General features: G+C 68.8%; 10 protein-coding genes. 6 read left to right on the forward strand and 4 right to left on the reverse strand.

What is annotated here, in order from left to right; genetic code table 11:
* Nucleotides 1-36 precede the first annotated feature (36 nt).
* Nucleotides 37-3912 (reverse strand): DNA-directed RNA polymerase subunit beta', encoded by a 3876-nt coding sequence (gene rpoC, locus WBP48_RS14320; protein WP_424441429.1) that lies wholly within the window; start codon nucleotides 3910-3912, stop codon nucleotides 37-39.
* Between the two features lie 163 nt (nucleotides 3913-4075).
* Nucleotides 4076-7576, reverse strand: coding sequence for a DNA-directed RNA polymerase subunit beta (gene rpoB, locus WBP48_RS14325; RefSeq protein ID WP_424441438.1), 3501 nt, complete (start codon nucleotides 7574-7576; stop codon nucleotides 4076-4078).
* 343 nt (nucleotides 7577-7919) lie between these two features.
* Between rpoB and WBP48_RS14330 the strand changes: the two genes are divergently transcribed.
* The 6 genes from WBP48_RS14330 to WBP48_RS14355 all read left to right on the forward strand — a co-directional run bounded on the left by WBP48_RS14330 (nucleotide 7920) and on the right by WBP48_RS14355 (nucleotide 11997).
* A complete protein-coding gene (locus WBP48_RS14330) occupies nucleotides 7920-8555 on the forward strand; it encodes a TetR/AcrR family transcriptional regulator (protein WP_424441430.1) in 636 nt (211 codons plus the stop codon).
* A 121-nt stretch (nucleotides 8556-8676) separates the two neighbouring features.
* The gene (locus WBP48_RS14335; RefSeq protein ID WP_424441431.1) at nucleotides 8677-9231 is read left to right on the forward strand and encodes a DUF6790 family protein; all 555 of its coding nucleotides are present in this window, start codon (nucleotides 8677-8679) and stop codon (nucleotides 9229-9231) included.
* A 139-nt stretch (nucleotides 9232-9370) separates the two neighbouring features.
* Nucleotides 9371-10231, forward strand: a complete 861-nt coding sequence (locus WBP48_RS14340) for a spermidine synthase (RefSeq protein ID WP_424441432.1) — start codon at nucleotides 9371-9373, stop codon at nucleotides 10229-10231.
* Nucleotides 10232-10350: 119 nt separating this feature from the next.
* Nucleotides 10351-10875 carry a hypothetical protein gene (locus WBP48_RS14345; protein WP_424441433.1) on the forward strand — a complete coding sequence of 175 codons (525 nt, stop codon included), beginning with the start codon at nucleotides 10351-10353 and terminating at the stop codon, nucleotides 10873-10875.
* Between the two features lie 57 nt (nucleotides 10876-10932).
* A complete protein-coding gene (locus WBP48_RS14350; protein WP_424441434.1) occupies nucleotides 10933-11421 on the forward strand; it encodes a SprT-like domain-containing protein in 489 nt (162 codons plus the stop codon).
* 72 nt (nucleotides 11422-11493) lie between these two features.
* Nucleotides 11494-11997 carry a hypothetical protein gene (locus tag WBP48_RS14355; RefSeq protein ID WP_424441435.1) on the forward strand — a complete coding sequence of 168 codons (504 nt, stop codon included), beginning with the start codon at nucleotides 11494-11496 and terminating at the stop codon, nucleotides 11995-11997.
* Nucleotides 11998-12065: 68 nt separating this feature from the next.
* Here the strand turns inward: WBP48_RS14355 and WBP48_RS14360 are convergent, their stop codons facing one another.
* Complete coding sequence (locus tag WBP48_RS14360) at nucleotides 12066-13532, reverse strand: FtsX-like permease family protein (RefSeq protein WP_424441436.1); 1467 nt, start codon at nucleotides 13530-13532, stop codon at nucleotides 12066-12068.
* On the reverse strand, nucleotides 13529-14290 hold the full coding sequence (locus tag WBP48_RS14365) for an ABC transporter ATP-binding protein (RefSeq protein ID WP_424441437.1): 762 nt from the start codon (nucleotides 14288-14290) through the stop codon (nucleotides 13529-13531). The genes WBP48_RS14360 and WBP48_RS14365 overlap by 4 nt, the downstream gene beginning before the upstream one ends.
* Nucleotides 14291-14367 lie beyond the last annotated feature (77 nt).

Raw genomic sequence — 14367 nt, forward strand, 5'->3', positions numbered from 1 at the left:
GCTCAACGCTGCTGCGCAGCATTGAGCCCACTCGACTCAGTTGTACGTGCCGGGCGTGAAGTCGTCCGTGGAGAAGCTGTCGAAGTCGACGTAGCTCAGATCCACGTCGCTGTAGGCGCCGTCCGACGCGAAGATGCGGTTGGGGTACCGCTCGGTCTTCGCCTCTTCGGTCGCCTCGACCACCACGTTGCGGTACTTCGCAAGGCCGGTGCCGGCGGGGATGAGCTTTCCGATGATGACGTTCTCCTTGAGGCCGACGAGCGGGTCGCTCTTGCCCTCCATGGCCGCCTGCGTCAGGACGCGGGTGGTCTCCTGGAACGACGCGGCCGACAGCCACGACTCGGTCGCGAGCGACGCCTTCGTGATGCCCATCAGCTCCGGTCGACCGGATGCCGGGCGCTTGCCCTGCGCGACGGTCTCACGGTTGATCTGCTGGTAGCGCTTGAAGTCGACCAGCTCGCCGGGCAGCAGCGTCGTGTCGCCGTGGTCGACCACGGTGACCTTGCGCAGCATCTGGCGCACGATGACCTCGATGTGCTTGTCGTGGATCGGCACACCCTGCGAGCGGTAGACGCCCTGCACGCCGCCGACGAGGTACTTCTGCACCTCGCGGGCACCCTGCACGCGCATGACCTCCTTGGGGTCGAGGGTTCCGACGAGGATCGGCTGACCGACCGTGACGTGCTGCCCGTCCTCGACCAGCAGCGTCGCGCGCTTGAGCACGGGGTAGACGTGCGGCTCGTCGCCGTTGTCCGGGGTCAGGATGACCTTCTTGGACTTGTCGGTCTCGTCGATCGTGATGCGGCCGTCTGCCTCGGCGATCGGCGAGGCACCCTTCGGGGTGCGTGCCTCGAACAGCTCCTGCACGCGGGGCAGACCCTGTGTGATGTCGTCGGCCGACGCGGATCCACCGGTGTGGAAGGTACGCATCGTCAGCTGCGTGCCGGGCTCACCGATCGACTGCGCCGCGATGATGCCCACGGCCTCGCCGATGTCCACGAGCTTGCCCGTGGCCAGCGAGCGGCCGTAGCACTTCGCGCAGACGCCGACCGCCGAGTCGCACGTGAGGACGGAGCGGACCTTGATGGTCTCGACCCCGGCATCCACCAGCTTGTCGATGAGCACGTCGCCCACGTCGTCGCCGGCGGCGGCTACGACCTCACCCGAGGGCGAGACCGCGTCGGCGGCGAGCGTGCGGGCGAACACCGAGTTCTCGACGTTCGCGTCGCGCACCAGCGCGCCGTCGGGGCCGGGTGCGGCGATCGTGAACTCGAGGCCCTTGGTCGTGCCGCAGTCCTCCTCGCGGATGATGACGTCCTGCGAGACATCGACGAGGCGCCGGGTCAGGTATCCCGAGTCGGCCGTGCGGAGCGCCGTGTCGGCCAGACCCTTCCGGGCACCGTGCGTCGCCGTGAAGTACTCCGCCACGGAGAGCCCCTCGCGGTACGAGGAGATGATCGGGCGGGGCATGATCTCACCCTTGGTGTTGTTGACCAGGCCCCGGATGCCGGCGATGTTCCGGATCTGCAGCCAGTTACCGCGGGCGCCCGAGCTCACCATCCGGTTGATGGTGTTGTCGGCCGGGAAGTTCGCCTTCATGGCCGCCTGCACCTCGTCGGTCGCCTCGGTCCAGATCTTGATCTGTTCCTGACGACGCTCGGCGTCGGTCACGAGACCGTTCTCGAACTGGCTCTGCACCTTCTGGGCCTTCTTCTCGAACTTGGCGATGATCTCGCCCTTGTTCGGCGGCGTCAGCACGTCGGAAAGCGCGACGGTGACACCCGAGCGGGTCGCCCAGTGGAAGCCGGCGTCCTTGATGCGGTCCAGCGACGCCGCCACCTCGACCTTGGGGTACTCCTCGGCGAGCTTGTTGACGATCTGGCTGAGCTTGCCCTTGTCGGCCTGCTCGCGCACGAACGGGTAGCCCTTCGGCAGCGTGTCGTTGAAGATCGCCTGACCGAGCGACGCGTCCACGAGCCCATGACGCTCATACCCCTCGGGCGCTTCGCCCTCGAGGAACGTCAGCCCCGGGATGCGGATGCGGACCTTCGCCTGCAGGTCGAGGGTGCCCTCGTCCTTCGCCAGGATCGCCTCACCCACCGAGCCGAACACACGACCGGTGCCCGGAGCATCCTCCTTGACCGTGGTCAGGTGGTGCAGACCGATGATCATGTCCTGCGAGGGCAGGGTCACGGGACGGCCGTCCGAGGGCTTCAGGATGTTGTTCGACGCGAGCATGAGCACGCGGGCCTCGGCCTGGGCCTCGACCGACAGCGGCAGGTGCACGGCCATCTGGTCGCCGTCGAAGTCGGCGTTGAACGCCGCGCACACGAGCGGGTGCAGCTGGATGGCCTTGCCCTCGACGAGCTGCGGCTCGAAGGCCTGGATGCCGAGGCGGTGCAGCGTCGGCGCACGGTTGAGCAGCACGGGGCGCTCGCGGATGATCTCCTCGAGCACGTCCCACACCTCGGGACGCGTGCGCTCGACGGCGCGCTTGGCGGCCTTGATGTTCTGGCTGTGACCGAGGTCGATCAGGCGCTTGATGACGAACGGCTTGAACAGCTCGAGCGCCATCTGCTTGGGCAGACCGCACTGGTGGAGCTTGAGCTGCGGGCCGACGATGATGACCGAGCGGCCCGAGTAGTCCACGCGCTTGCCGAGCAGGTTCTGACGGAACCGGCCCTGCTTGCCCTTGAGCATGTCGGACAGCGACTTCAGCGCGCGGTTGCCGGTGCCCGTGACGGGGCGGCCGCGGCGGCCGTTGTCGAACAGCGCGTCGACGGCTTCCTGCAGCATCCGCTTCTCGTTGTTGACGATGATCTCGGGGGCACCGAGGTCGATCAGGCGACGGAGGCGGTTGTTGCGGTTGATGACGCGGCGGTACAGGTCGTTGAGGTCGCTCGTGGCGAAGCGGCCGCCGTCGAGCTGGACCATCGGGCGCAGTTCCGGCGGAATGACCGGGACGACGTCGAGGACCATGGATGCCGGGGTCATGCCCGTCTGCAGGAACGAGTTGACGACCTTGAGGCGCTTGATCGCGCGGATCTTGCGCTGGCCCTTGCCCTCGGAGATCTGCAGGTGCAGCGACTCGGCCTCGGCGGCCAGGTCGAACGCCTGCAGGCGGCGCTGGATGGACTCGGCGCCCATGTAGGCCTCGAAGTACTGGCCGAAGCGGTCCTGCAGCTCGTGGAAGACGTCGTCCTCCTGCTTGAGCTGACCCACCTCGAGGCCGCGGAACTCCTCCCACATGCGCTCGAGCTTGGCGATCTGGTCGTCCGCGTTCTTGCGGACGGATGCCATCTCCTTCTCGGCGGCGTCCTTGACCTTCTTGCGCTGGTCGGCCTTTGCGCCCTCCGCCTCCAGTGCCGCGAGCTCCTCCTCCAGCTTCGCCAGACGCGCCGCGATGCGGGCGTCACGGCGGTCGCCGAGGTTCTTGATCTCCAGGCGCAGGTTCGCCTCGTGGGTCGGCAGGTCGCGGTGGCGCGCCTCGTCGTCGACCGAGATCACCATGTATGCGGCGAAGTAGATGACCTTCTCGAGGTCCTTCGGCGCCATGTCGAGCAGGTACCCGAGACGGCTGGGCACGCCCTTGAAGTACCAGATGTGGGTGACGGGAGCGGCGAGCTCGATGTGGCCCATGCGCTCACGGCGTACCGAGGACTTCGTGACCTCGACGCCGCAGCGCTCGCACACGATGCCCTTGAAGCGCACGCGCTTGTACTTGCCGCAGGCGCACTCCCAGTCGCGCGAGGGGCCGAAGATCTGCTCGCCGAACAGACCGTCCTTCTCGGGCTTGAGGGTGCGGTAGTTGATGGTCTCGGGCTTCTTGACCTCGCCGTAGGACCAACGACGGATGTCGTCGGCGGTGGCCAGGCCGATGCGAAGCTGATCGAAAGTGGTGGACTCGAGCACTGGTTCTCCTGTGGTTTAGCCCCGGTGATCGAGTGCCGGCGCGAAGCGCCGGTGTATCGAGATCACAGGTTGCTGTCAAAAATTGGGGTCGCGGGTCAGCTTTTCAGTGGCGCTGCCGCGCCGTGGGGCGAGAAAGCCTGCCTTGGGATGCGAAACTTCCGCATCAGATCTCGTCGATGGACGAGGACTCGAACCGGGTGGAGATGTTGATGCCGAGCTCTTCCGCCGCGCGGAAGGCCTCGTCATCCGTGTCGCGGAGGTTGACCGACGTGCCGTCGGCCGAGAGGACCTCGACATTCAGGCAGAGCGACTGCATCTCCTTCATGAGCACCTTGAACGACTCCGGGATGCCGGGCTCCTGGATGTTCTCACCCTTGACGATCGCCTCGTAGACCTTGACGCGGCCGACGATGTCGTCGGACTTGATCGTCAGAAGCTCCTGCAGCGCGTACGCGGCACCGTAGGCCTCGAGCGCCCACACCTCCATCTCGCCGAAGCGCTGGCCGCCGAACTGCGCCTTACCACCCAGCGGCTGCTGCGTGATCATCGAGTAGGGGCCGGTGGAGCGGGCGTGGATCTTGTCGTCCACGAGGTGGTGCAGCTTCAGGATGTACATGTAGCCGACGGAGATGGGCGCCGGGAACGGCTCGCCGGTGCGACCGTCGAACAGCCGGGTCTTGCCCGTGCTGTCGATCAGGCGCACACCGTCGCGCGTGGGCATGGTCGAATCCAGCAGCCCCGCGATCTCGGCCTCGTGCGCACCGTCGAACACCGGGGTGGCGACCTTCGTGCCGGGCGCGGCCTCACGTGCCGACTCGGGCAGCTGCACAGCCCACTCCGGGGTGCCCTCGACCTTCCAGCCCTGCTGGGCGATCCAGCCGAGGTGGACCTCGAGCACCTGGCCGAAGTTCATGCGACCCGGGATGCCGAGAGGGTTGAGCACGACGTCGACGGGCGTGCCGTCGGCGAGGAACGGCATGTCCTCGACGGGCAGGATCTTCGCGATGACGCCCTTGTTGCCGTGACGGCCGGAGAGCTTGTCGCCCTCGGTGATCTTGCGCTTCTGGGCGATGTACACCACGACGCGGCGGTTGACGCCCGAGCCGAGTTCGTCGTCACCCTCCTCGGCGTCGAACTCCTTGACCGCGATGATCGTGCCCTGCTCGCCGTGGGGAACCTTGAGCGACGTGTCGCGCACTTCGCGGCTCTTCTCGTTGAAGATCGCGCGCAGCAGCCGCTCTTCGGCGCTCAGCTCGGTCTCGCCCTTCGGCGTCACCTTTCCGACGAGGATGTCGCCGGGGCGCACCTCGGCGCCGATGCGGACGATGCCGCGCTCGTCGAGGTCCTTCAGCAGGTCGGGGCTGACGTTGGGGAGATCACGCGTGATCTCCTCCTTGCCGAGCTTGGTGTCGCGGGCATCCACTTCGTACTCCTCGATGTGGATCGAGGAGAGCGTGTCGTTCTTGACGAGGTCCTGGCTGAGGATGATGGCGTCCTCGAAGTTGTGACCCTCCCACGTCATGAACGCGACGAGCAGATTCTTGCCGAGCGCGAGCTCGCCGTTCTCGGTCGCGGGGCCGTCTGCGATGACCTCGCCGGCCTCGATGCGGTCGCCCGCCGAGACGATCACGCGCTGGTTGTAGCTCGTGCCCTGGTTGGAGCGGTCGAACTTGCGCAGGAAGTAGTCCTGCGTGCCGCCCTCGTCGAGCTGGATCGTGACGACATCCGCCGACACCTCCGCGACGACACCGGAGCGCTGCGCCGTGATGACGTCGCCGGCGTCGATGGCCGCGAAGCCCTCCATGCCGGTGCCGACGACGGGCGACTCACTGCGCAGCAGCGGGACCGCCTGACGCTGCATGTTCGCACCCATGAGGGCGCGGTTCGCGTCGTCGTGCTCGAGGAACGGAATGAGCGAGGTCGCGACCGACACCATCTGGCGCGGGGAGACGTCCATGTAGCCGATCTCGTCCGAGAGGAACAGGTCGACCTCACCGCCGTTGCCACGACGGGCCAGCACGCGATCGGTCGCGAATGAGCCGTCCGCCTTGAGCTCGGCACCGGCCTGGGCGACGATGAAGTCGTTCTCTTCGGATGCCGTGAGGTAGTCGATCGTGTCGGTCACCTTGCCGTCCACGACGCGGCGGTACGGCGTCTCGATGAACCCGAAGGCGTTGATGCGCGCGAACGAGGCGAGCGAGCCGATGAGACCGATGTTCGGGCCTTCCGGCGTCTCGATCGGGCACATGCGGCCGTAGTGCGACGGGTGGACGTCGCGGACCTCGACGCCGGCGCGCTCACGGCTGAGGCCGCCGGGGCCGAGCGCCGACAGGCGGCGCTTGTGGGTCAGCCCCGCGAGCGGGTTGTTCTGGTCCATGAACTGCGACAGCTGGCTCGTGCCGAAGAACTCCTTGATCGCGGCGACGACGGGGCGCACGTTGATCAGGGTCTGCGGCGTGATCGCCTCGATGTCCTGCGTCGTCATGCGCTCGCGGACGACGCGCTCCATGCGCGACAGGCCGGTGCGGACCTGGTTCTGGATGAGCTCGCCGACCGCGCGGATGCGGCGGTTGCCGAAGTTGTCGATGTCGTCGACGTCCAGCCGGATCTCGGCCGGCCTGCCGGCGCGGACACCCGGGATGGTCGCGTCGCCGCGGTGCAGCGCGACGAGGTACTTGATCGTCGCGACGATGTCCGAAGTCGTGAGCACCGAGTCGCTCAGCGGCTCGTCGAGGCCGAGCTTCTGGTTGATCTTGTAGCGACCGACCTTGGCCAGGTCGTAGCGCTTCGTGTTGAAGTAGAAGTTGTCCAGTAGCGCACGGGCGGCCTCGGCGGCGACCTGCTCGCCCGGGCGGAGCTTGCGGTAGATGTCGCGGAGCGCATCCTCCTTCGTGAGGATCGTGTCCTTGCTGAGGGTGTCTTCGATCGACTCGTAACCGGCGAACTCGTTCAGGATGTCTTCGCTGGTGAGGCCGAGGGCCTTCAGGAACACGGTGACCGACTGCTTGCGCTTGCGGTCGATGCGCACGCCGACCTGATCGCGCTTGTCGATCTCGAACTCGAGCCAGGCGCCGCGGCTGGGGATGATGCGCGCCGAGACGATGTCCTTGTCGCTGGTCTTGTCGGGCGTCTTGTCGAAGTAGACGCCGGGGCTGCGGACGAGCTGGCTCACGACGACACGCTCGGTGCCGTTGATGATGAACGTGCCCTTGTCGGTCTGAAGGGGGAAGTCGCCCATGAAGACCGTCTGGGTCTTGATCTCACCGGTGAGGTGGTTCATGAACTCGGCCTCGACGTACAGCGGCGCGGCGTAGGTCTTGCCACGCTCCTTGCACTCCTCGATCGAGTACTTCTCCGGCTCCAGGTACGGGTTCGTGAAGCTCAGCTGCATCGTCTCGCCGAGGTCCTCGATGGGCGAGATCTCCTCGAAGATCTCCTCGAGTCCACTGTGGGTGGGCACGTCCGTGCGGCCCTCCTCCTCGGCGACGGCGACGCGGTCCTTCCAGGCGTCGTTGCCGACGAGCCAGTCGAAGGACTCCGTCTGCAGCGCCAGCAGGTCGGGGACCGTCAGCGTGTCGGAGATCTTGGCGAACGACAGGCGCGAGTGGCCGCGGCCGTTCTTGGGGGTGGTGGTGGAAGTGGTTGCGTTGCGCGCAGCAGCCAAGGGTATGACCTCCATGAGCCCGGGCAGGGGCTGGTTTCCTTGTCGTCAGGTGGAGTGCTCCCGATCCACGCCTGCGCGACGCGTCCCGACGGGCGGGGTCGGGGGTTCTTCAGCGCAGGCACACGCCGACCACCATATGAGGGCATGGGGGAAGGGAGCGCAACTACCCACTATAGGCGGTGCGACGCGCCATGGCAAGCCCGATCCTTGACGAGTTTCCTCGCCTGCGGTATAACCGCGCGGGGCTGGCGTTCCCTCCCGGCATCCTCCCCCTCGGCATCCGCTGCGAGATTGCACGCCCTGCAATTGTGCACGCACGGACCAGTCACGGTACCCTCGGGGGATGGCACCGCACGAGGCGCAGCCCAAGAGCGCCCGCCAGGAGCGCCGCAAAGCGGCCACGCGCGCCAAGATCCAGACGGCCGCGGAGCAGCTGTTCGCCCAGAAGGGCTATGCCGCCACCTCGATCGACGACATCTCGGTCGCCGCCGACGTCGCGATGCGCACGATCTACGTGCACTTCCCCTCGAAGGCCGCGATCATGCTCGCCTACTTCGACGACTGGATGGATGCCTTCATCGCCGAGATCCTGCGGCGCCCCGTGGACGAACCGGTGGTCACGACGGTGCGGGAGGCTCTTGCAGCCATGAACGAGGCCGGCTGGGTGGATCGCGTCGAGAACGACGACATCCGCGTGCATCCGCTCGTCGAGCATCTCGACAGCGGAGCACCCGCCATCGCGGGCCACGTCCTGCAGCGGTGGATGCACGAGGTCGCCCGCATCGCCGCGGACACCCGCGCACGCGGCGACGTCCCCGACGCCTCGCTCACCCCGCAGGCCCGCGGCGTCGCCGTCTTCGCCGCCTGGATCGGTGCGATGACAGCGGCGCGCAGCCGGGAACGCGGCGAGCCCCTGTCGGCGAGCGGCTCCGGGAACGGACTCGACATCCTCACCGCCCTCACCGGCGGCGGGCTGTAGAGCGCGGCCGCGCACGAGGATGTAGGAGTCTCGTTTCACTATTGCATGCATGCTACTCTCGCAACGACTGCATAGGTCCATGACCCCGCGGCAGCCCTCCTCGACTCCCAGAGAGGACACCATGTCCGAGTTGATCGCTCTCGCCATGAAGAACTTCACCCTGACCTTCCTCATCGTCGCGATCGTGGTCACCGTCGTGGTGATCGCGGTCAAGCGGCCGGGCCGGCACGGCGCGTGGGCGACGGCGCTGAACTGGTTCCTCTTCTGGGCCATCGGGATCACGTACATCTACAACGGCTTCTTCCACATCGTCTTCGGTGACATGGCGGCCGCCTCGATCGGCTGGGAGAACAATGGCTTCCAAGCCGAAGTCGGGTACGCGAGCATCGGCATGGGACTCGTCGCCCTCATCGCGTTCCCCGAACGGATGCCGTACAGCCTGAAGTTCGCCGCGCTCGTCACCCCCGCGACGTTCCTGTGGGGGGCGGCAGGCGCGCACATCAGCAGCATCATCGAGGCCGACAATTTCGCGCCGAACAACGCCGGCGTCATCCTCTACACCGACCTGCTGATCCCGGTCATCGGCTTCGCGCTGTGGGCCTTCACCTACGCGACGCGCGAGCGCGTGGTCGCCCCCGCGGCCACCGACGCGCCCGACGTCGTGGTCACCACGTAGCGCGGGCCCGGCCGGGTGGTGGACTGCCGTGCTGGACACAGGCGGGCCCGTGCACAACTCCGCCTGAAACGCGGATGTGCCGCTGATTCGACGATCAGACCGTAAATCAGGCGGAGTTGTGCAGAGATAGCCTGGAGCCATGGCCCGCGCACACGTCGAACAGCCGGCGCAGGCGCGGCTGTCCGACGGGACCATCGCGCGCGTCGTGCGCAGTCGCTTCGCGGGCGGCTACGAGCTCGACGTCGCCGGAACTCCGCAGTCGCACGTCGACCTCGACGACCCCGCCCACCTGCACTTCGAGTACGTCGCGCGCATGGGAGCCGTCATCGATCGGCTCCGGATGCCGGGGCAACCGCTGACGGCGATCCACCTCGGAGCGGGGGCGATGACACTCCCCCGCTACGTCGCGCACACGCGGCCGGGCTCGCGCCAGCAGGTCATCGAGCTGGAGCAGCCGCTCGTGGATCTCGTTCGCGCGGAGCTGCCGCTGCCACGCGACGCGCAGGTGCGCGTGCGCATCGGCGACGCGCGCGACGTCGCATCCCGCCTTCCCGCGGGGCTGCAGTGCGCCGCCGACCTGGTCGTCTCGGACGTCTTCGCCGGAGCGCAGACCCCGGCGCACCTGACGACGGTGGAGTACTTCCGCGTCCTCGCGGATCTGCTGGCACCGGACGGCGTCCTGCTCATCAACGTCGCCGACGGCGCGGGGCTCGCATTCGCGCGGCGCGAGGTCGCGACCGTCCGCGCCGTGCTGCCGGAGGTCATCGTGCTCGCGGAGGTGCAGACCCTCAAGGGCCGCCGCTTCGGCAACCTCGTGATCGCCGCTTCTCCCTCGCAGCTTCCCGTCGAGTGGCTGCCCCGCCTCATGGCGGCGGGTCCGCATCCGGCCAAGGTGGCCCAGGGAGCGGAACTCGACGAGTTCGTCCGCGGCGCGCGAGTGGCGACGGATGCCGACGCGACCGCGTCACCGAAGCCCGCGGCGTCCGTCTTCGAGCGGTGAGCCATTCCTTTCGGAGGTTCTTCGGAGGCTCCGAGCGGCGGATGCGGCGTGTGCGCCCGCCATCGCGGCTGTTGCGGGTGAGACTGGGACGGCATGAGCCGGAGACGAAGGGGGCTGCCGTGAGCTACATCAAGGGATACGATCCACAGACCCTGCGCGAAGTCGTCGACCCGCACCAGTGCAAGGAGCGCCTCGAGGAGCTCGGAGACCAGCGCAGCCTCCCGGCGCTGCTGGAGCGCGTCTGGCTGCTCAAGGTGCTCGGCACGCTCGAGGATGCGCTCGTCGTCTCGGAGCAGTCCGTCCGCGTCGCCCGGATGGGCGGCACGCGCAAGGATCTGCTGCGCTCACGCGTTCTGCACGCGACGGTGCTGCAGGCCCGCGGCACCTACGCGGCCGCTCATCAGGAACTCACGACGTGCGCCGAGGAGGCGGAGGGACAGAACTGGGCCGCACTGGCGGCGTTCGCGCTGCAGCATCGCGGCAAGGTGAGCTACGACGTCGGCGACTACGCCGATGCACGGGCCGACTTCAAGCGAGCGCTGTTCCTGCGGCAGGAGTCGGGCGCCACAGAGGACCAGCTGGAGTCGACGCTGCTCGCGATCGAAGCGGCCGAACGGCGCCGCTCGCCCGCCGCAGCGAGCTGAGTGTCGGACATCCGTTCTATCGTGTCGGCATGACCTCACTGCTGTCGGAGCCGTCCAATGTCTGAACTGTCCCAGGTCCGCCGCGAGGCGGAGAGACTCATCGCCGCATATCTCGACGCGACGTGGTCGTTCGCGTTCGACAGCGCCAAGCGGCGAGCCGGCGCGTGCGACTACACGCGCAAGCGCATCACGGTGTCGCGCTACCTCGCGGCGCGGTACGACGACGAGACCAACCGGCAGACGCTGCTGCACGAGGTGGCGCACGCTCTCGCGGGTCCCCGCGCCGGGCACGGCACGGCCTGGAAGCGCACCGCGCGGGCGCTGGGCTACGTCGGCGGCACGACACACAACGGCGAGACCGCGACCGAGCTCGCACCCTGGATCGGCGTGTGCCCCGCGGGGCACGTCGCGTACCGGCATCGCAGGGCGACGAGGCCGACGTCGTGCGCGCGCTGCTCCCGGTCGTACGACGCGCGCTACCTCATCACCTGGACGCGACGCGAGATCACCCCGGCAACGCGCCTCGCCGCCATGACCCCGCGGTAGGCCACCTCCCGGCGGACCGGGGTTCACCTCCGAGATGTCCCAGCCGCGACGCGTAACGCGTCACACTGGAGCATGCGCATCCTGCTGAAGCTCGTGCTCGATTGCGATGCCGACGCGGCGTGGCGAGCGCTGCACTCGCCACGCGCCGTCGCGGAACTGTACGGGCCGCTGGTCGATCTCGCCCCGATGTCGGCGGCAGGACTGCCCGGCCGGCTCGAACCGAGCGCAGACGTGCCGGTGCAGCTGCGGCTGGCCGGAATGACGCTCGGACGGCAGCTCATCCAGGTCAGCGAGCGCTATACGCGCGATGCCCGCGGGCCGGTGCGCATTCTGCGCGACAGCGGCATCCCGCTGACCGGGCCGCTGTCGGCGCTCGAGGTCTGGGACCACCAGATGGCCGTCTCCCCCGCGCCGCACGATGCGACCAAGACACTGTGGCGCGATCGGCTCGTCATCGGCGGCGCCGCCGCGCTGCCCCTGTGGCCGGTGCTGTGGGCGGCATGGCAGTGGCGGGCCGCCCGCCTACGGGCGCTCGCTCCGACGTGGGCCTACGACCCGGAGCCAGACCCGACGTAGTGCGCCAGCGCTGCCCGACCCACGGCATCCGCCCGCGCCCCTACGCCGCCCCGCGCCCCGGCATCCGGTCACTCGGCGAGTGCCTCGACGGCGGTGACGCGGGTCGCGAGCCGGGTAGGGACGACCGTCGCGACGGCCGTGAGCAGCGCGGCCGCGACGACCACGACGAGTACCGGCAGCCACGGGATCGCGGGGGCGACGAGCGTGGGAGACGACCACGCCGGCGGCACCGTCACCGACCCCAGCAGCGACTGCGCCGCCACCCAGCCGTAGGCGACCCCCAGCAGGAGGCCGAAGACCAGCGCCGTGAGGGTCACATGCGCGGCCTCCAGCAGCACGACGCGGCGGGCCTGCGCCGAGCTCAGTCCGAGCGCACGCAGCAGGCCGAACTCACGGCGGCGCTGCACGATCCCGATCGTCAGCAGGTTGACCAGGCCCACCCCCGCGATCACCGCCGACACGGCGACAACGCCCATCATGATGGCGGCGAAGGTATCCATGATCCGCGCCATCTCCGCGGGCAGCTCGCCGCCCGACGAGGCCGTCATGACGGCCTTGACCGACTCGTTCGCGACCGCGAACATCACGACGAGCGCGACCCCCATGACGACGCCGATCGCCATGCGGCTGGCCCGCTCGGGATAGCGCAACGCGTTCTCGGCGGCCAGGCGCGCGGGCGCCGACCGGCCGAACAGCCGCCCCGTCAGCCGCAGCAGCGGCGGCATGATCACGACGGCCCCGAGGACGATCCCCGTGAACGACAGGATGCCGCCGGCGAACGCCACGATCACTCCGAGCGGTGATACGAGCCCGGTCACGACGCCGAGTGCCAGGAGTACGGCCCCGACAGCGAACAGCACCGCGGCGGTGACGTTGCGTCCGCGGGAGCGCACGACGTCGTCGTGACTGCGCGGCACCGAGCCGGAGATCGCCTGCAGCGGCGTCACGGCGAGCACGCGGCGCGAGCCGCTCCACGCGCCGGCCCACGTCGTCAGGACGACGACGACCGCGGGCAGCAGGAGGACGGGCTGCAGCACGTCGTAGTCGACGTCGAGGCCGAGCGCCCCGCCGGTCCACCACAGCAGCCCCACCGCTGCGCCGGTCCCGGCGAGAAGGCCGACGAGCGCCCCGATCGCGCCGACGAGGAACCCCTGACGCGCGACCTCCCGGCGCTGCGACGCCGCAGACGCCCCGATCAGCCGCATCAGCGCGATGCGGCGCGTGCGCCCCGCGACGATCGTCGCGAACGTGTTCGCGGTCACGATCGCCGCGACGTAGATCGCCACCCCCGTCAGCAGCACGCTCAGGATGCCGAGGATCAGCGTCACCGTCTCACCACCACCCAGGTACGGATCGCCGTCGACCCACGCGGCGATGTATCCCGTCGCGCTGAGCAGCAGCACCCCGAAGGCGGCCGAGATCGCGGCCACCAGGACGGTCGCCCCCATGCCGCGTTCGCGGAGCCACGCCCACGAGCGCGTGCGCGTCGGCATCCTGTTGTCGAGGACTGCCGGAGCGTCGGCGACCGCGGTCATGCCGCCACCTCTGCGGCGAGCATGAACGCCGAGACCTGCTCGGCGCTCTGGCGCGGCTTGTCGGCGACGACGCGGCCGTCGCCGAGGAACAGCACGCGGTCGGCGTGGCTGGCGGCTATCGGGTCGTGCGTGACCATCGCGATCGACTGCCCCTGCTCGCGCGACGCGGTCGCCAGGAGCCGCAGGACCTCTCGCCCCGTGCGCGAATCGAGGTTCCCCGTCGGCTCGTCGGCGAACACGAGGTCCGGTGCGGTCGCGAGCGCGCGGGCGATCGCGACGCGCTGCTGCTGTCCACCGCTGAGCTGGTGGGGACGGTGTTCGAGCCGCGCGTCGAGCCCCAGCGACTCGATGAGGGCGTCGATCCGCGACCGCTCGATCGCGGACGGCCTCCGCCCGTCGAGCTCGAAGGGCAGCAGGATGTTGGCCTTCGCATCCAGGGTGGGCAGGAGGTTGAACGACTGGAAGACGAACCCGACGCGGCGACGGCGCAGCACCGTGAGCTCCACGTCGGAGAGGTCGGTGAGCTCGGTGTCGCCGATCCACACGCGTCCCGAGGTCGGGGCATCCAGCCCCGCAAGCAGGTGCATGAGCGTGGACTTGCCGGAGCCGGAGGGTCCCATGATCGCGGTGAACTCGCCGCGGCGGATGCCGACACTGACGTCGTCGAGGGCGATGGCCGCGGCATCCGCGGAGCCGTAGGTCTTGGTCAGGGAGTGCGCCCGGGCCGCAAGACCCAGGTCGTCCGAAGAGATGTGCATGCCTTCGACGCTAGGAACCCGGCCCCCGATACCGCATCGGTCCCCGGTTGTCGATGCGTACATCCCGAGGATGATCT

It is taken from the genome of Microbacterium sp. (assembly GCF_049661145.1).
In the GTDB taxonomy this organism is placed as follows: Bacteria; Actinomycetota; Actinomycetes; order Actinomycetales; family Microbacteriaceae; genus Microbacterium.

Bases quoted from the DNA above. Each gene is read 5' to 3' on its own strand.
- WBP48_RS14340 (WP_424441432.1), top strand. From the start codon at position 9,371: ATGGCCCGCGCACACGTCGAACAGCCGGCGCAGGCGCGGCTGTCCGAC.
- WBP48_RS14335 (WP_424441431.1), top strand. From the start codon at position 8,677: ATGTCCGAGTTGATCGCTCTCGCCATGAAGAACTTCACCCTGACCTTC.
- WBP48_RS14360 (WP_424441436.1), bottom strand. From the start codon at position 13,532: ATGACCGCGGTCGCCGACGCTCCGGCAGTCCTCGACAACAGGATGCCG.
- WBP48_RS14355 (WP_424441435.1), top strand. From the start codon at position 11,494: ATGCGCATCCTGCTGAAGCTCGTGCTCGATTGCGATGCCGACGCGGCG.
- WBP48_RS14350 (WP_424441434.1), top strand. From the start codon at position 10,933: ATGTCTGAACTGTCCCAGGTCCGCCGCGAGGCGGAGAGACTCATCGCC.
- WBP48_RS14330 (WP_424441430.1), top strand. From the start codon at position 7,920: ATGGCACCGCACGAGGCGCAGCCCAAGAGCGCCCGCCAGGAGCGCCGC.
- WBP48_RS14365 (WP_424441437.1), bottom strand. From the start codon at position 14,290: ATGCACATCTCTTCGGACGACCTGGGTCTTGCGGCCCGGGCGCACTCC.